The sequence below is a fragment of the Stenotrophomonas sp. 99219_Sma genome, assembly GCF_056480785.1.
This window is the reverse complement of record NZ_CM151117.1, coordinates 2674230-2691570: the sequence shown is the minus strand read 5'-3', so window position 1 is coordinate 2691570 and position 17341 is coordinate 2674230. Positions and strand designations below refer to the sequence as shown.

At 66.1% G+C, this 17341-nt stretch carries 12 protein-coding genes; 6 read left to right on the top strand and 6 right to left on the bottom strand.

Translation table 11 applies throughout. The annotated features are described in order from the left end of the window. Positions 1-27: 27 nt before the first annotated feature. The 3 genes from ACZK13_RS12330 to ACZK13_RS12320 all read right to left on the bottom strand — a co-directional run bounded on the left by ACZK13_RS12330 (position 28) and on the right by ACZK13_RS12320 (position 4502). A complete protein-coding gene (locus ACZK13_RS12330; RefSeq protein WP_253143725.1) occupies positions 28-2973 on the bottom strand; it encodes a TonB-dependent receptor in 2946 nt (981 codons plus the stop codon). Between the two features lie 69 nt (positions 2974-3042). Beyond that, a complete protein-coding gene (locus ACZK13_RS12325; RefSeq protein ID WP_253143726.1) occupies positions 3043-3987 on the bottom strand; it encodes a FecR family protein in 945 nt (314 codons plus the stop codon). Continuing rightward, complete coding sequence (locus ACZK13_RS12320) at positions 3984-4502, bottom strand: sigma-70 family RNA polymerase sigma factor (RefSeq protein WP_032970849.1); 519 nt, start codon at positions 4500-4502, stop codon at positions 3984-3986. The genes ACZK13_RS12325 and ACZK13_RS12320 overlap by 4 nt, the downstream gene beginning before the upstream one ends. 145 nt (positions 4503-4647) lie before the next feature. Here ACZK13_RS12320 and ACZK13_RS12315 point away from each other — a divergent pair, with 145 nt between their 5' ends. Then, on the top strand, positions 4648-5028 hold the full coding sequence (locus ACZK13_RS12315) for a VOC family protein (RefSeq protein ID WP_006372781.1): 381 nt from the start codon (positions 4648-4650) through the stop codon (positions 5026-5028). 195 nt (positions 5029-5223) lie between these two features. Continuing rightward, positions 5224-7203 carry a choline BCCT transporter BetT gene (gene betT / locus ACZK13_RS12310; protein ID WP_049400600.1) on the top strand — a complete coding sequence of 660 codons (1980 nt, stop codon included), beginning with the start codon at positions 5224-5226 and terminating at the stop codon, positions 7201-7203. Positions 7204-7279: 76 nt separating this feature from the next. Here the strand turns inward: betT and ACZK13_RS12305 are convergent, their stop codons facing one another. Further along, positions 7280-9904: a TonB-dependent receptor gene (locus ACZK13_RS12305; protein WP_478481723.1), complete on the bottom strand. Its 2625-nt coding sequence runs from the start codon at positions 9902-9904 to the stop codon at positions 7280-7282. Positions 9905-10149: 245 nt separating this feature from the next. Next, positions 10150-11127 (bottom strand): zinc-binding dehydrogenase, encoded by a 978-nt coding sequence (locus ACZK13_RS12300; RefSeq protein WP_253143728.1) that lies wholly within the window; start codon positions 11125-11127, stop codon positions 10150-10152. 433 nt (positions 11128-11560) lie between these two features. Here ACZK13_RS12300 and ACZK13_RS12295 point away from each other — a divergent pair, with 433 nt between their 5' ends. The 4 genes from ACZK13_RS12295 to ACZK13_RS12280 all read left to right on the top strand — a co-directional run bounded on the left by ACZK13_RS12295 (position 11561) and on the right by ACZK13_RS12280 (position 15903). Continuing rightward, the gene (locus ACZK13_RS12295) at positions 11561-13924 is read left to right on the top strand and encodes a ribonucleoside-diphosphate reductase subunit alpha (protein WP_253143729.1); all 2364 of its coding nucleotides are present in this window, start codon (positions 11561-11563) and stop codon (positions 13922-13924) included. 147 nt (positions 13925-14071) lie between these two features. Then, positions 14072-15112 (top strand): ribonucleotide-diphosphate reductase subunit beta, encoded by a 1041-nt coding sequence (locus ACZK13_RS12290; RefSeq protein ID WP_024957408.1) that lies wholly within the window; start codon positions 14072-14074, stop codon positions 15110-15112. Positions 15113-15137: 25 nt separating this feature from the next. Next, entirely contained in the window at positions 15138-15605 is a 468-nt protein-coding gene (locus tag ACZK13_RS12285) for a flavodoxin (protein WP_430541952.1), read from the top strand. Then, a complete protein-coding gene (locus ACZK13_RS12280) occupies positions 15577-15903 on the top strand; it encodes a thioredoxin family protein (RefSeq protein ID WP_032130003.1) in 327 nt (108 codons plus the stop codon). Before ACZK13_RS12285 ends, ACZK13_RS12280 begins: the two co-directional genes overlap by 29 nt. Positions 15904-15993: 90 nt before the next feature. On the opposite strand, the gene ACZK13_RS12275 is transcribed toward ACZK13_RS12280, so the two are convergent. After that, positions 15994-17325: an Nramp family divalent metal transporter gene (locus ACZK13_RS12275; protein ID WP_125894403.1), complete on the bottom strand. Its 1332-nt coding sequence runs from the start codon at positions 17323-17325 to the stop codon at positions 15994-15996. Positions 17326-17341: the final 16 nt, after the last annotated feature.

The window sequence follows — 17341 nt, the reverse complement described above, 5'->3', positions numbered from 1 at the left end:
CCCGGGGCGTTGCTGTTTCTGAAGCAGTCAGAAGCGTGCGGTGAAGTTCAGCCGCGTGGTGCGGCCCGGGCCCGGCATCAGGCTCATCGCCAGCGTGTCCATGTAGTAGGTGTTGCGCAGATTGCTGACCACCAGCTCCACTTCGCTGCGCGGCGTGAACTGCCAGCGTGCGTAGAAGTCATAGATCGCGGTCGGCAGGTAGATGTTCTGCAGGCCGGTCGAACCGGTGGTGTTCCAGGGCTTGTCCAGTTCGTGGGTGGGGCCGCTGTTGTAGGTACGGCGGATGCCGGTATCCAGCCGCTTGTCGAACAGGCGGAAGCCGAGCGTGCTGTGGATCGAGTACTTCGGCGGGTTCTGTGCGTTGACGAACGAGGTGCCGAAGCCGCCGTCCACGCAGTCCGGCGTGGTGTCCAGCTTGCTCCACTTCGCATACGGGTCTTCGCGCAGGCGCTTGGCGGTGGCCGCATCGCAGGTGCGCGCGCGCTGATAGTAGCTGGCCGACAGGTCCAGGTAGGCGATGCCGGCGTCATAGCCGGACTGCAGCTCGTAGCCGGACACGGTGTAGTTGTCGACGTTGTCGACGTAGAACGCCCAGTTGCTGGAATCGAAGCGACGGGTGATCGCGTTGTCGATATCGTTCTTGAACCAGGCAACCTTGAACGCCAGGCGGTCGCCGTCGCGCCACAGGTCCTGCTTGAGCAGGCTGAAGCCGATGTCCCACGAGCGGTTCTTCTCCGGCTTCAGGTCGGCCACCGGTGCCGAGGTGCTGTTGCCCAGCGTCGACTCGAACAGGCTGGGCATCTTCCAGCCCTGCGCGTACTTCACGTAGAAGAACATGTCCTGATCGAGGTTGAAGCGTGCTTCGGCATAGGGCGCGAAGCCGTGGCCGGAGCGCCGGATCGCCGGCTTGTAGCCCCAGGCGGTGGGAATCTGCTTGGTATAGAAACCGTTGGCACCGCGCGGATCAGGAATGAAGCCGTCGAAATCGTAGGCCTGGCCCAGCGTGCTGTCGCCATAGGGCGTGGCGCGCAGCGAGTCGTAGGTGTAGTTGCCCTGTGCATCCGGGTACCACTCCTTGTACCAGCCCGGCAGCAGCTGGCCGCCCTTGCTCAGGCGCGCGAACGTGTAGCGCAGGTCGCGCGATTCACTGACGAAAGCGACGCGGTTGCGGTCGCGGGTGCGGTAGTCGGTGAAGCGGCCGCCGGCAGTCAGCGACAGCCAGTCCCAGGGCTGCCACTGCAGCGAGGCGACGACGCTGGCTTCGCGGCGTGTGCCCGAGCGCAGGTAGCGGTTGTTGTTGAAATCCACCGGCAGCACCGGTGAGTTGGGCGCCGTGTCCTCGTGCTGGAAGGACGCGCCATAGCGCAGCGTCCAGTCGCCCAGAGCATTGCTGAAGCGCGTGGTGTTGCTGCTGTCCACGCCCCAGCGCTGGGTCTTCACGTCCGACTGCAGTCCCGGGCCGTAGGTTTCGCCCAGCGTGTCCGGCATCTGGTCGTTGGGCACGTCCTTGAACAGCGGCGTGTTGGCGATGTTGCTGTTGAACATGCGGCTGGTGGCGGTGGTAAACCACAGCGTGCTGCTCAGGTCCAGCCACGGATGTGCCTCGGGCCGGTAGCGGTGGCGCAGCGAGGTGGCGTTGACCCGCATTTTTCCCGGCTCGAACTGGAACATGGTGTTGGCCTTATCCACGTAGGTCACCCATTCATTGGACTCACCCACGCGTCCGATCGCCGACGGCATGATCTCGCCGAAGCTGGAGTTGAAGTAGCGGTGGCTCAGCTCCAACCGCTGGTCCGGGTTGGGCGTCCAGGTGAATTTCAGCAATGCCGATTCGTTGTCGGTATGCGTGTTGAGCACCTCATCGCCCGGATGGAAGAGCTTGGATACGGCCTGGCTGGACATGCCGGTACCGCCGCTGGACAGGTGCTGGTTGTCGTAGCGATGCGCACCGTTGCTGCCGGCGAAGAAGTTGCCCTGGCGGCGCCGCGCATAGGCCGCGACCAGCTGCCAGTCTTCGCCACGCTGGGCGAAGGCCACGCTGCCATTCCAGTCGCGCGGGTCGCGCAGGCTGTTGCGGTTTTCGCTGCCGCGCGCGATCTGCTTGAAGGTGCGGGTGCGGTCGATGCTGTTGTCGGCCACGCCGCCGCGCACGCGCAGGCCCCAGGTCTGGCCATCGTCGAGGATGTCATCGACCTTCAGCGTCTCCATGTAGACCACGCCGCCGATCGCGCTGGCGGCGTTGGCGGCCAGGCTTGGTCCCTTTTCAATGCTGACCGCACTGATCAGATCGGGATCGAGATAGCTGCGCTGCTGCACGCCGGCATAGCCGCGGTACACGTCGATGGCCTGCTGGCCGCCGTCGATGATCACCGGCACCCGGTTCTGGCCCTGCAGGCCGCGGATGTTGACGTCCAGCGCACCGCCGTTGCGAACGTCAGCGGTGTGCACGCCCACCGCACCGGCCAGCACGTCGCCGATCGACTGGCCGCGGAAGCGTTCCAGTTGCTGATGGTCCAGGTGCACGCGCGAGCCGCTGTCACGGTAGACCGCATCGGCATCGGCGAGGCCCCACGGTGAAGCGCCTTCGCTGGCCTGGCCGGCCACGCGCAGGGTGCCGATCTGGCGTACCCCGGCTTCAGCGGTGGGTGCCGCCTGCAGCACCACACCGCTGGCATCACGCTGGAAGGCCAGGCCGGTGCCGGCCAGCAGCTGCGCCAATGCGGCGTCAGTACCGAGCGTGGCCTGCACGCCGCTGCTGTGGCGGCCGCGGGTCAGGCGTGCGTCGGCGGCGATGGACAGGCCCGATTGCTGGCCGAACGCGGTCAGGGCCTGGTCGAGCGGGCCGGGCGCAATCTGCCAGCGGACCGCGGCGGTCTCCTGTGCATGGACCGAGGCCGGCAGCAGGCACGGGGAGGCCATGGCCAGGCACAGCGCGATGGCCAGGGGGCGAGGGGAGGGGCAGGGCAGTTTCATGGGGGCGGCAACATCCGCAATGGGTTCCCTTGTAGTGCCCGGTGAGCGCGCAGAAAGGGAACCGCGATTTCAAAGCGAACGCACGACGGTCCACCACGGCCAGCGCTGCTCGACACGGATCGGCAGGGCGCGGGCCAGCAGATGCAGCGCCTGGGTGCTGTCCAGGCGTGGCAGTACTGCCGTGACTTTCAATGCGGCGAGCGCCGGATCACAGCCAAGATAGCCCTGATGGTGGCGGGCCAGCTCATCGATGACGCGGATCAAAGGCGTGTCCTGTACCTGCAGTCGTCCGTCCTGCCAGTCACCGCGCAGAGGATCGGCAGCGACCGTTGTGAGCCCGCCCATCGGGCCGATCCGCACCGCGCCTCCGGCAGCCACATCCAGCGCCGCACCAAACATCGGCAGGCAGCGCACCGCGCCCTCGAATACATCCAACCGGCTGCCCTGCGCTTCGCGACCGACCGCGAAGCGGGTGCCGATCGGCTGCAGGCGTGCGCCCGGCACATGCACGGTCAGGGGCAGACCGGTGAATGCGGGATGGTGGCCGGTCTGCAGCAGCAGCTCGCCACGCAGCAGATGCAGGGCGCGGCGGCCGCTGCCGATGTCGATCGTGACTTCACTGTCGGCGTTGAGCCACAGCTGGCTGCCGTCGATCAGCGTCCACTGCCCGGTATGCCCGGCAGCGGTGCGCTGTGTCTGCAGGCCGCGTTGTTCGCGCAGCCCGTGCAGGCCGAGCAGGGAGACCGCACCGATGCCGAGGGCGCCACCGAGGCTGCGAAGCGCGCGACGGCGGCGACGTCCGGCAGCATCGAGTGCCGTGGCAGCAGCCGGTGCCGACAGTGGAGCAAAGGACTGCCAGACCGTCTCGACCCGGCGCCACGCGTCGGCGTGGCCAGCATCGGCATGCAGCCATGCGTGCCATCGCTGCTGGTCGCTGTCACTCCAGCCCTGCTGTCGCAGCGCGAACCACTCTGCCGCCTGCTCCAGCGCCGGGCTGGCCAGTGCGGCATTCATGCCGTGGCGTCGCCGGACAGGCGCAGGCAATGCAGCATCGCCTGCGCCATGTACTTCTTGACCATGCGCTCGGACACGCCCAGTTGCTGGCCGATCTCCGCATAGCCCAGGCCAGACAGTCGTGCCAGCAGGAACGCACGGCGTGGGCGTTCGGCCAGGCCGGACAGCATGTCGGCGATGGCATGCAGCAGCTGCAGCGCCTGCGTGCGCTCCTCCGCCGATGGATGCACCGGCTCCGGCTGCGCGGCCAAGGCCGTCAGGTAGGCGCGCTCCAGATCCGCGCGCTGCCAGTGATTGACCAGCAGCGCGTGCGCGATGGTGCTGAGATAGGCACGCGGCAGGCGCAGTTCGGACGGATCGACACGACGGCTGAGCAGGCGCACGAAGGTGTCCTGGGTCAGGTCGGCGGCGCAGTCGGCGTTGTGGGTGCGGCGGCGCAGCCAGCCCAGCAGCCAGCCATGGTGTTCGCGGTAGAACCCCGCCAGCGCAGTGCTGGAGGCGGCGGGCACGGCCATCGGCATCGATCATTAATGAGAATGATTCCCATTATAGAATGGTCGCGCGGCGCACGACAAACCCTGCGCAGGTGGCAGTGGCCAGGGCGTTTGCGATGACCGCCTCGCTCGCCGACACTGCGGTCTTTCCGCAGGGAGTGCCCGCATGTTCAGCCACATCACCGTTGGAACCAACGACATGGACGTCGCCCATCGCTTCTACGATGCCCTGTTCACCGCATTGGGCGCCCGTCCGGGTGTCTTCGATGACAAGGGGCGCCTGGTGTATTTCAAGGACGGTCGCATGTTCATCGTCACCGCACCGATCGATGGCGAGCCGGCCTGCCATGCCAATGGCGGCACCATCGGCTTCACCCTGGACAGCGCCGATGCCGTGCGTGGCTGGCAGGACGCAGGCGTAAGCCACGGTGGCACCGCCATCGAAGACCCGGCCGGCATCCGCAACATGGCCGGGCGGCAGCTGTTCCTGGCCTACCTTCGCGATCCGGATGGCAACAAGCTGTGCGCGGTGCATGTGATGTCGTGATTGGACAGTACGCGCGTGGCCGCGATGCACGCGGTCCGCGCGCGGCCGCGCTCGCAGGCGCGCTTCGGCGCGCGCGTGATAACACGGAATGGTGGGCCGGGCCTGTGACCACAGGCTGCAACTTCATGCTCTGTCCACTGCGGTTCAGCCAGAATCGGTCGGCTAACCCTTTGATCTACCGGAGAACGCCGCCCCATGGAAGTACTGGAGCCGCAACAATCCCCGGTGCGCACTCTTCGACCTGTGTTCGCCTTCGCGGCGATCGTTGTCGTGGCGTTCGCGCTGTTTGTCAGCCTGTTCCCGCTCGGTGCGGGCCGCCTTCTGGTCAAGGCGCAGGACTGGGCCGCACTCAATGTCGGTTGGTACTACCTGCTGGCGATGACCCTCTACCTGGTGTTCGTGGTCGGCGTGGCGCTGTCCAAGTACGGTGGCATCAAGCTCGGTGCCGACCATGACGAGCCGGAGTTCAGCTATCTCTCCTGGGCCGGCATGCTGTTCGCCGCCGGCATCAGCATCACCCTGTTCTTCTTCTGCGTCTCCGAACCGCTGACCCATTACCTGCAGCCGCCACAGGGCGATCCGGCGGCCGGTGAGGCCGGCGCGCGCCAGGCCATGCAGCTGCTGTTCCTGCACTGGGGCCTGCACGGTTGGGGCGTGTTCGCACTCGCTGCGATGGCGATGGCCTACTTCGCCTACCGCCACAACCTGCCGCTGGCCCTGCGTTCGGCGCTGTACCCGCTGATCGGCAAGCGCATCAATGGCCCGATCGGCTACACCGTGGACGCGCTGGGCATTGTCGCCACCGTGTTCGGCATCGGCGCCGACATGGGCTTCGGCGTGCTGCACCTCAACGCCGGCCTGTCGCACCTGTTCAACATCCCGCACTCCAACCTGGTGCAGATCATCCTGGTGGTCAGCATGATGGGCGCGGCGGTGGCTGTGGCCGTTTCAGGCGTGGAGAAGGGCGTGCGCTGGATGGCCAACATCAACATGCTGCTGGCGATCGCGCTGGTGCTGTTCATGCTGTGCGCCGGCCCCACCCAGTATCTGCTCAGCACGCTGATGCAGAACCTGGGCGACTACCTCGGCAGCGTGGTCGGCAAGAGTTTCGATGTGTACGCCTATGGCGGCCGACCGGAATGGCTGGGCGGCTGGACGGTGTTCTACTGGGCCTGGTGGATCGGCTGGGCGCCGTTCGTCGGCCTGTTCATCGCCCGCATCTCGCGTGGCCGCACCATCCGCGAATTCGTGTTCGGCGTCCTGCTGATCCCGCTCGGCTTCACCTTGGCGTGGCTGTCGATCTTCGGCAACAGTGCACTGGACCAGGTGCTGCACCATGGCCAGCAGCAACTGGCGCAACTGGCGGTGGATGATCCACCCACTGTGCTGTACGCGCTGCTGGACGGCTACCCGTGGAGCAAGGCAGTGATCGCGGTGACGGTGTTCGTCAGTTTCATTTTCTTCGTGACATCGGCTGACTCCGGCGCGGTGGTGCTGTCCACGTTGTCCTCGCATGGCGGGGCGCCGGAGGATGATGGTCCGCGTTGGCTGCGCGTGTTCTGGGGCACGGTCATCGCGGTGCTGACCGCCGGGTTGCTGCTGGCCGGCAGCATCGATGCGCTGAAATCGGCAGTGGTGCTGGCGTCGCTGCCGTTCTCGGCGGTGTTGTTGCTGATGATGTGGGGCCTGACCCGCGCCTTCAGTGACGAATCGCACCGCAAGCGCGCGCTGCAGTACCGTCCCTCGCCGCTGATCGGTGACGACCGCCACCACCAGGGCTGGCGCCAGCGCCTGAGCCAGGCCATGCACTTCCCGGTGCGCGACCAGGTCTACCGCTTCATGGACGACACCGTGAAGCCGGCGATGGAAGCGGTGGCCGAACAGCTGCGCGGGCAGGGCTGGGATGTGGCGACGCGCTTCGAGGCCGGCGACATGGAGTTGACGGTGAACCACGGCGAGCAGCAGGACTTCCTGTACCGGGTGATCCTGAGTGGCTACCTGACCCCGTCGTTCGCCGCGCAGCAGCTGCGCAACCAGCGCTACTACCGCGCTGAAGTGCACCTGTTCGAAGGCAGTCAGGACTACGACCTGGTCGGCTACAGCCGCAAGCAGATCATCAACGACATCATCAGCCAGTACGAACGGCACCTGCAGTTCCTGCACCTGAGCCGCTGATGCACGTTGATGGTAGTGCCGGCCGCTGGCCGGCAACGCGAACGGGGCGGCGCATCACCGCCGCCCCGATATCGCATCAGAACCGGTAGCGCGCCCCCAGCGAGACGAACTGCCCGCGCAGGTTGTACTGGCTGATGTCGAAACCGTTGGAGCCACCGGCCGGGTCGAACGGCGGGTCCTTGTCGGTCAGGTTCAGCACCGACAGCGACAGCGTGGTGTTGGGAATACCTTCGTAGGCCACGTAAAGATCCAGCTGGTGATACGGCTTGATGCGGTCACGCAGCCCCGGGTTGCTGGTGGCCGTCGCCACACGCTGGTCGTAGCCACTCACGTACTGCAGGCTCAGCGTGCTGCTCCAGTCGCCCACCGCCCAGTTCAACGAGGTGGTGCCGCGGGTGCGCGGCAGCGCGCCATGGCGGTTGTTGCCAGCCCCTTCATACGGGGCCTGGCCGGCCACCAGCGGCTGCTTGAAGCTGAGCAGGTGGGTCCAGCTGCCGGCGACGGTGAAGTTGCCCCAACCGTCGGTGCGGAAGGTGCGGCTGGCGTCCAGATCCAGCCCCGAGGTGGTCAGTTCGCCCTGGTTGGCGTACTGGTTGGTGATGAACTGGATGCGTCCGTTCTCGCGTTGTACGCGGCCCGGGAACAGGGTCGGGTTGTCGACGATGAACTGCGCACTGTCAGGCTTGACCAGGTTGTCCTGTTCGATGCGGTACCAGTCCAGGCCGATGCTGGTATCGCCATCCGGCGACCACACCGCACCCACGTTGAAGTTACGCGAGCGCTCGGCCTTCAGGTCAGGGTTGCCGGTGCGGATGTTGGTCACGCCGCGGCTGCCGCCCGGTTGCAGTGGGTCGAACGGATCGATCACCGAGCCGTAGCTGACGGTCTGGCCCGGCGCGATTTCGGGCAGCGACGGTGCACGGAAGCCGCGCGAGAACGAGCCGCGCAGCAGCAGGCTGTCCAGCGGCTGCCAGCGCAGCGCCACCTTCGGCGAGAACGCCTTGCCGAAGTCGTCATAGTGATCGCCACGACCGGCCACCTGCAGCTCCAGAGTGCGGTGCAGCGGCACGCTCAGTTCGGCGTAGGCGGCACTGACCTGGCGCTCGCCGTTGACCACGTTGATGGCCGGGCGCAGCTCGGTACCCGACAGCACCTGTGCGCTGGTGCGCGCATCCAATGATTCCTTGCGGAACTCGGCGCCCCAGGCGAAGCCGACTGCACCGGCCGGCAGCTCCCACAGCGTGGTCGACGCCTTTACGTTCAACGCGTGCAGCTTGTACCAGCCCGGACGCTTGGTCTGCAGGCGCAGTGCATCCAGCGCCCCGGGCGTGCTGGACGGGTTGAGGAAGTTGTAGCTGCCATCGCGCAGGATCTGCTCGAAGGCGTAGCGGTTGACGAAGTTGTCGACGTACTCGCGCTGTGCACTCTGCGAGGTCAGCGCTGCTACTTCCCAATCCCAGCGCTCGCCACTGCCGCGCACCCCGGCCAGGGCACGGTAGAACACCTGGGTGTTGTCCTTCAGGCGTGGGCCGAGATCGAAGAAGGTGTACTCGAACGGCAGCGGCGTGCTGCCCGGGTTGTTCGGGTGGCCGACCGGCAGCACCGCCGGCACATCGATCAGGGTGCCGGTGGCCGGGTTGTAGGCACGCAGGCCCGGCCCGACGGTCAGTGGCGCGCTGAAGATCTGGTCGGCCTTGTTGTGGCTGTACAGCACATCGGCGAAGGCCTCGACGCTGTCATTGAAGCGGTAGGTCGCACTCAGCGACGCCTGCAGGCGCTCGGCGCCGGGCTGCAGGGTCTTGAACGGCTGCGCATTGAAGGCGCAGGCCTGGCCGGGCAGGGTGCTGCCGAAGTCGCTGTACGGGCGCAGCTGGCTGCCGTCGGGGCAGTTGGCGAACGGTTGCGGCGCACGCGGGTTGCTCAGCCAGTTGCCACCGGCAGTGGACCACCCGGCCAGGCGACCACCGGGCTTGTCGCGGAAATCGCCGCTGCGGGTATAGGCACGGTCATCGCCATCGAGGCGGTCGCGCTTGAGCAGATCCAGCCCGAACAGCACGTTCCAGCCCTGCTGTTCCAGATCACCGAAGCCGGCCAGCAGGTTGGCCTTGCGTTCGTTCAGGCCGCCCTGGGTGGCGGTACCGAAGCCGCCGCCGACCTCCACGCCCTGGAAGTTCTTGCGCAGGATGATGTTGATGACGCCGGCGATGGCGTCGGAGCCGTACACCGCCGAGGCGCCATCCTTCAGCACTTCGATGCGCTCGACCGCACTGATCGGCAGCGCATTGAGGTCAACGAAGGTGTCCTGGGTGTTGAGCGCGAAGCCGAAGTTGGACACCCGATAGCCGTTGACCAGCACCAGCGTGTTCTTCGGTGACAGGCCACGCAGGCCGATCGATGCAGAACCGGCGGCGAAGCTGCCGGTGTACTGCTCGTCGAAGCTGTTGCCGGCATTGGCCGACAGGTTGCGCAGCACATCGGTAAGGGTGGAGCGACCGGTCTGTTCGATCTGTTCGCGGCTGACGATCTGCACCGGGTTGGGCCCGGCGGTATCGCTGCGCTTGATGTTGGAGCCGGTCACCAGCACGGTGCCGAGGGTGGTGCTGTCCTTGCCGGTGTCGGCGGTTTCAGCGGCGCCGGCAGCGCCGGCGGTGAGTCCCAGCGCGATCGCGCCGGCAAGCAGGTTCAGGGTGGTGCGGTACATGGAAGCGACAACGCCGAACGGGGGAGGAGCCGTCAGTACCGCACGCAGCCACGTGCGCCTTCCAATGACGAAAGCGCATTCAGTTATACATCACAGGTTCTTAACGAAGTGGCTGCTTCTTGCTCTCGGTGGGTGCGGACCGTTGGTCCGCACGCTCCTGTAGAGCCGAGCCTACGCTCGGCTCCGCACACTGACAGGAAAGCAGCCGAGCATGGCTCGGCTCTACAGAAGGCAGTGCCAGCCCATCACGGCCGCAGCAGCACCTTGCCATTGCGGCCCGAACCCGCACCGGCCTTTGCTGCCTGGGCGATGTCGTCCAGTGCGAAGATCTGCTCCACCGGCAGGGTCAGTTCGCCGCTCGCCGCGCGCTTCAGCAGTTCGCCAACCAGCCGGCGCTTGTCCTCCACCGCCATCGCCTGGCTGATCTTGCTGCCCCAGAAGCCCTTCACCGTGGCTTCCTTGTAGATCAGGCCGCCGGCGGGAATGCGCATGGGTTCGCCGCTCATCACACCGAACGACACCAGGGTGCCGTGGTGGCCAAGCAGGTCGACCAGATCGCCGCTGGCGTCGCCGCCGATGGAATCCACCGCGGCCGCGGCCTGCGCTTCGCCGGTCGCCTCACGCACGCGATCCTTCCAGCCGTCCACCGAGGTGTCGAACACATGATCGATGCCCAATGCCTGCAACTGTGCGACCGCATCGGCATTGCGCACCAGGTTGGCCACATGCACGCCACGCGCCCGCGCCAGCATCGCCAGCGATTTGCCCACCGCGCCGTTGGCGGTGTTCTGCACGATCCACTGGCCTGCTTCGACGTGCAGGAATTCCAGCAGCATCAGCGCGCTCAGCGGCATGGCGATCAGCTGCGCGGCCATTTCGTCCGGGATCGCCTCCGGCATCGGAATCACCATGCGTGCCGGGGCGATGAAGGCCTCGGCCCAGGTGCCGTGCACCGAGGCGGCGGCCACCCGCTGGCCGATCTGCAGGCCGTCGACGCCATCGCCGAGTGCATCGACCACGCCCAGTGCTTCACTGCCCCCGATCGCCGGCAGCGTCGGCTTGTAGCCATACAGGCCGCGCACGGTCAGCAGGTCGTGGTTGTGGATCGAGGCCAGCACGGTGCGGATGCGCACCTCGCCGGGGCCGGGCTCGGGCAGGGCGGCATCGGCAATGGCGAGGACGTCGGCCGGGTCGCCGAAGGAGGGGTACTGGGCAGCGCGCATGGGCGGTGTTCCGGGGAAAGTTGATGTTGTACCGAACTGGGGACGCAGGGGATGTCGACAAGGCGCCGCCGGTGCAACACGGCATCCTGCGACTGATCGTCGCGACATGTGCTGATTACCGCATCTTGTGTTGACGGCTCCGAGTATCCCCACTATGTTGTGGCCGTCACTCCCGGTCAGCCGCCGCCGCCGGACATGCAGCAAACGTCCCGCGGCCCGCCCCTGAAGGCTTGCCGTGTCGACGCGGCCGCCATCGTGCGGACCCAGATCGCCCCCACGGCCCGGATACCGGCCGCAGGCGCAGGCTGTTGCCGACGATCTGGTGTTCCCGCGCTTTGGCATCCCACCCCGACCGCCCCGTGCGCCGGTATCGCGTGCAGGGCCGCCATGGCATCGACCGCCGACGCGCGTGCGAGCCTGGAGTTTCACCACCATGACCGACAGTACCTTCCGCGTGGCCGATCTGGCCGGCGCTGGCGACGCCTTGCGCGCCGGTGGCGAGCGCGTGCCGACCTGGATCACCAAGGAGGCCGGCAACCGTCGCCTGCCGTTCGAGGCCGAGCGCCTGCAGCGCAGCATCGACGCCGTGCATGCCGAGTTCCCGCAGCTGGATGTGAGCGACTACCGCCGCGTAGTGCAGGCGATGGTCGAACGCAAACCGAGCATCAGCGCCGATGACCTGGTCGATCTGCTGATCCGCGAGGCCGAATCGCGCGTGGACCTGGTCGCGCCGGAGTGGGAACAGTTTGCCGCGCGCATCTACCTGCGTCGCCTGTACAAGCGCGCCAGCCGCAACCGCTTCTACGACGTCGGCCTGAAGTACGGCTCCTACGTGGGCCTGCAGGAAAGCCTGGCCGATCGCGGCATCTACAGCAACGACATCCTGCGCTGCTACTCGAAGGAAGAATTGCAGCAGGCCGGCGAGATGATCGATCCGGAACGCGATCGCCTGTTCGCGTACAACGGCCTGTACCTGCTGGCCACGCGCTACCTGGCCAGCGACCGCAGCCGTGAGGTCTACGAACTGCCGCAGGAGCGCTGGCTGACCATCGCGCTGTACCTGATGCAGGAGGAAAAGCCGCGCGAGCGGCGCATGCAGCTGGTCGGAGAGGCGTACTGGGCGCTGTCCAACCTGTACATGACGGTGGCCACACCGACCCTGGCCAATGCCGGCAAGGTGGGCGGGCAGTTGTCGAGCTGCTTCATCGACACGGTGGACGACAGCCTGCAGGGCATCTATGACTCCAACACCGATATCGCCCGTGTGTCCAAGCACGGCGGTGGTGTTGGAGCCTATCTGGGCTATGTGCGCAGCAGCGGCGCGCCGATCCGTGGCGTGGCCAATTCCTCCGGCGGCGTGGTGCCGTGGATCAAGCAGCTCAACAACACTGCGGTGTCTGTTGATCAGCTCGGCCAGCGTAAGGGTGCGGTGGCGGTGTACCTGGACATCTGGCACCGCGACATCGAAGCCTTCATGGACCTGCGCCTCAACAATGGGGACCAGCGTCTGCGCGCGCACGATGTGTTCACCTCGGTGTGCGTGCCGGACCTGTTCATGGAAGCGGTCGAGCGTCGCGCCGACTGGTACCTGTTCGACCCGCACGAGGTGAAGCAGGCCAAGGGCTGGTACCTGCAGGACTTCTACGACGAGAAGCGTGGTTCGGGCAGCTTCCGTGACCGCTACGCCGAGCTGGTGGCCGATGAGCGCATCAGCCGCCGCACGGTGAAGGCCATCGATCTGTTCAAGCGGATCATGCTCAGCCAGCTGGAGACCGGCAACCCGTTCCTGTTCTACCGCGACGAGGTCAACCGCCGGAACCCGAACAAGCACGCGGGCATGATCTATTCCAGCAACCTGTGCACCGAGATCCTGCAGAACATGAGCCCGACGCGGATGATCCAGGAGATCGTCAGCGGCGACCAGATCGTCACCACACGCCGTGCCGGTGACTTCGTGGTCTGCAACCTCTCCTCGATCAACCTCGGCCGGGCGATCAGTGCGCCGGATGACCTGCTGGCCACCGATGTGCTGGAGCGCCTGATCCCGATCCAGGTGCGCATGCTCGACAACGTGATCGACCTCAACGCGTTGCCGGTGCCGCAGGCCACCATCACCAACCGCAAGTACCGCGCCATCGGCCTGGGCACGTTCGGCTGGCACCACCTGCTGGCGCAGCAGGCGATCCAGTGGGAATCGCCGGATGCCGAAGAGCTGGCCGACCGCCTCTACGAGCGCATCAACTTCCTGACCATCCAGGCCAGCGCGCAGCTGGCAAAGGAAAAGGGCAGCTACCCGATGTTCGCCGGCAGCGACTGGCACAACGGCCGCTACTTCAGCGATCGCGACTACAGCGGCGCGGCCTGGGACAGCCTGGCCCGCGAGGTCGCCACGCACGGCCTGCGCAACGGTTGGCTGCTGGCCGTCGCGCCGAACATGAGCACCGCGCAGATTGCCGGTTCCACCGCATCGATCGACCCGATCTACAGCGCGTTCTACTACGAGGAAAAGAAGGATTTCCGGCGTCCGGTGGCTGCACCGGGCCTGTCGCTGGAGACCTGGCCGTACTACGAGAAGGGTGCCTACAAGGTCGACCAGTTCGCCAGCGTGCGCCAGAACGCGCGCCGCCAGCGCCACGTCGACCAGTCGATCAGCTTCAACCTGTACGTGCCCAGCACGATCCGCGCCAGCACGCTGCTGGAGCTGCACCTGAGTGCCTGGCGCGAAGGCCTGAAGAGCACCTACTACGTGCGCTCCAACGACATCGACATCAGCGAATGCGAGTGGTGCTCCAGCTGACCACCGGCGACCCACGGTAGTGCCGGCCGCTGGCCGGCAACCCCGCGATCTACGGTAGTGCCGGCCGCTGGCCGGCAACCCCGCGATCCATGGTAGTGCCGGCCGCTGGCCGGCAACACGATAGAAAGAGAACGAAGGCAGGAACCCATGGCAACCCCCCTCGACCGCATCAAGATCCTCGAACCGCGCCATCCCAACCGCAGCACCGGCATCATCAACGGCCGCACCAGCGGCATCCTCAACTGGAACGACATTCCGTACCCGTCGTTCTATCGGGCCTACAAGGAGCTGTCGACCAACTTCTGGATTCCCGACGAGGTCGACATGAAGCTCGATGCCCGCCAGTACGGCGAGCTCAACGCACGCGAAAAGAACGCCTACGACTCCATCATCGGCCTGCTGGCCACGCTCGACTCACCGCAGACCCGCTTCATCTACAACGTGGCCGAGTACATCACCGATCCCGCCGCGCATGCCAATGCAGCGATCATCGGCCAGCAGGAAGTGATCCACAACGAGAGCTACAGCTACGTGCTGGCCTCGATCACCGACCTGCCGAACCAGAACCGCATCTTCGAGATCGCCCGCACCCATCCGACCATCATCAAGCGCAACGCACCGATCATGGGCGCGTATGACGACTTCATGCGCGAGAAGACCGCCGAGACCCTGCTGAAGTCGCTGATCCAGTCCTCGATCCTGGAAGGCATCAACTTCTATTCCGGTTTCGCCTACTTCTACAACATGGTGCGGCAGAACCGCATGAACGGCACCGGCAAGATCATCAGCTTCATCAACCGCGACGAGCTGGCGCATACCAAGTTCATCAGCGAGCTGATCCGCGCCATCATCGGCGAGAACCCTGAGCTGCAGACCAACGAGCTGACCGCCTACGTGCACCAATCGTTCGAGCATGCGATCGAGCTGGAGACGCAGTGGTCGTCGGAGGTGCTGGACGGCATCGATGGCATCGACGTGGACGAGATGGTGCGCTACGTGAAGTACCGCGCCAACAAGATGGCCGGCATGCTCGGCATCGAGCGCCTGTACAGCGACACCACCGACAACGTGATGCCGTGGATCAAGGCCTACGCCGACAACTTCACCGAAACCAAGACCGACTTCTTCGAGATGCGCAATGCAAGTTACAAGAAGACCAACGTCGACAACGGCTTCGACGACCTCTGAGCCCAGCGAAGCGCTGAGCATCCTGCTGGTGGTCGCCTCGTTGAGCGGCAACACCCGCGAGCTCGCTCGGCAGATTGCGGAGCGTTGCCGCGCAGCGGGCCATGCGGTGCACTGGCAGGAGGCCGACGACCTGCGCCAGGCACCGCCTCTGGCCGCCGATGAGGCCGACCTGGTGTTGCTGGGCTGCTGGACCGACAACGCCGGCCGCACGCCGTCGGAGATGAAAGCCTGGGTGGCCGGCATCGCCGAGCGCGGCGAGCGGCCACGGCAGCTGGCGGTGTTCGGTACCGGCGAGACGCAGTGGGGGCAGGAGTACTACTGCGGCGCCGTGCACCGGCTGATCCGCTACTTCCACAGCGACTACCCGCCGCTGGAGATCGAACAGATGCCGCATGGCGTTCGCCATGCCGCGGCCATCGAGGCCTGGACCGACGCGGTCCTGGCCCATTACTGGAGCAACACCGATGCAGATCATCGACGCCACCACGCCTGAGCAGTTCCAGCAGCTGCTGGCCGAACATCCGAGGGTGCTGGTGGATTTCCACAAGGACCAGTGCCCAGGGTGCCGGATGCTGGAGATGTCGCTGCACCGCGTGGCGACCAGCAGTGCAGGGCAGGGCATCACCCTGCTGCGCGTGCAGCTGGAAGTGCTGGGTGAAGCGTTCTTCAGGGGACTGGGGTTGCGGCAGACGCCGACGCTGTCCCTGTTCCGTGACGGCGACGAACGCACCCGCCTGGCCGGGTTCCAGTCGCCGCAGCAGATTGAGGCCGCCATTGCGCTGCATCTGTAGAGTCGAGCCATGCTCGACTGCTGTTCGCGCGGTGATGGAATGAGTCGAGCATGGCTCGACTCTACAAAGGCATCCACGCATGGCGTGGATCTACTGGCCGCTGAAGGTATCCACCAGCAGCTTCACGTTCAACGCCACGATCACCAGCGCGATCACCCAGGCGATGCTGCCCAGCCAGCGCGGGGCCACCAGCGCGCCCATCGTCACCTTGTCGGTCACGATCCGCACCAGCGGGATGATCGCGAACGGCAACTGCATCGACAGCACCACCTGGCTCAGCACCAGCAGCTTTACCGCGCCCTGGTCGCCGAACAGCATGATCACCACCACCACCGGAATGATCGCCAGCGCCCGCGTGATCAGCCGCCGCAGCCACGGCGGCAGACGCAGGTGCAGGAAGCCTTCCATCACGATCTGGCCGGCCAGCGTGGCGGTCACCGTTGAATTCAGGCCCGAGGCCAGCAGCGCAATTGCAAACAGCGTCGCAGCGGCGCCCACGCCCAGCATGGGCGCCAGCAGCTGGTGCGCCTGCTCGATGTCTTCCACATCAAATCGGCCATTGGCATGGAACACCGCCGCCGCCAGGATCAGGATGCTGGCGTTGATGAACAGTGCCAGGGTCAGTGCAAGGGTGCTGTCGGTCACTGCCCAGCGCAGCGCGCTGCGTCGGCCTTCATCGGTGCGCGGGTAGGCACGGGTCTGCACGATGGACGAGTGCAGATAGAGATTGTGCGGCATCACCGTGGCACCAATGATGCCGATGGCGATGTACAGCGCGTGCGGATCAGTTACCACCTGCGCGCGCGGAATGAAACCGCCCAGCACTTCCATCACCGGCGGTGCGGCCAGCGCGATCTGCACCATGAAGCAGGCGAAGATCACCATCAGCAATGCGATCACGAAGGCTTCCAGCGCACGGAAACCGCGGTTCATCAGCAGCAGCACCAGCAGCGTGTCCAGGGCGGTGATCACCGCGCCCCACAGCAACGGCAGGTCGAACAGCAGCTTCAGCGCGATCGCGGTGCCGATCACTTCGGCCAGGTCGCAGGCGATGATCGCCGCCTCGCACAGCGCCCACAGCGCCAGGTTCACCGGCTTGGGGTAACGCGCGCGGCAGGCCTGGGCCAGGTCCATGCCGGTGGCGATGCCGAGCCGCGCCGACAGCGCCTGCAGGATCACCGCCATCAGGTTGGAAATGAGGATGACCGACAGCAGCAGGTAGCCGAAGCGCGAACCGCCGGCGAGGTCGGTGGCCCAGTTGCCCGGGTCCATGTAGCCGACCGAGATCATGTAGCCCGGGCCGAGGAAGGCCAGCAGGCGGAACCACCAATGGCCCTTGTCGGGCACCGCCACCGAGGCGTTGAGCGCACCCAGGCTGGCCGCAGTGGAGGCCGAAGGGTCGCGGGGTGCCAGGGTGTTCATGGCTCCGAATATAGCT

What these genes read in the sequence shown, in the direction of transcription:
- ACZK13_RS12330 (WP_253143725.1), bottom strand. Translation starts at nt 2,973, where the DNA reads ATGAAACTGCCCTGCCCCTCCCCTCGCCCCCTGGCCATCGCGCTGTGC.
- ACZK13_RS12325 (WP_253143726.1), bottom strand. Translation starts at nt 3,987, where the DNA reads ATGAATGCCGCACTGGCCAGCCCGGCGCTGGAGCAGGCGGCAGAGTGG.
- ACZK13_RS12320 (WP_032970849.1), bottom strand. Translation starts at nt 4,502, where the DNA reads ATGGCCGTGCCCGCCGCCTCCAGCACTGCGCTGGCGGGGTTCTACCGC.
- ACZK13_RS12315 (WP_006372781.1), top strand. Translation starts at nt 4,648, where the DNA reads ATGTTCAGCCACATCACCGTTGGAACCAACGACATGGACGTCGCCCAT.
- betT (WP_049400600.1), top strand. Translation starts at nt 5,224, where the DNA reads ATGGAAGTACTGGAGCCGCAACAATCCCCGGTGCGCACTCTTCGACCT.
- ACZK13_RS12305 (WP_478481723.1), bottom strand. Translation starts at nt 9,904, where the DNA reads ATGTACCGCACCACCCTGAACCTGCTTGCCGGCGCGATCGCGCTGGGA.
- ACZK13_RS12300 (WP_253143728.1), bottom strand. Translation starts at nt 11,127, where the DNA reads ATGCGCGCTGCCCAGTACCCCTCCTTCGGCGACCCGGCCGACGTCCTC.
- ACZK13_RS12295 (WP_253143729.1), top strand. Translation starts at nt 11,561, where the DNA reads ATGACCGACAGTACCTTCCGCGTGGCCGATCTGGCCGGCGCTGGCGAC.
- ACZK13_RS12290 (WP_024957408.1), top strand. Translation starts at nt 14,072, where the DNA reads ATGGCAACCCCCCTCGACCGCATCAAGATCCTCGAACCGCGCCATCCC.
- ACZK13_RS12280 (WP_032130003.1), top strand. Translation starts at nt 15,577, where the DNA reads ATGCAGATCATCGACGCCACCACGCCTGAGCAGTTCCAGCAGCTGCTG.
- ACZK13_RS12275 (WP_125894403.1), bottom strand. Translation starts at nt 17,325, where the DNA reads ATGAACACCCTGGCACCCCGCGACCCTTCGGCCTCCACTGCGGCCAGC.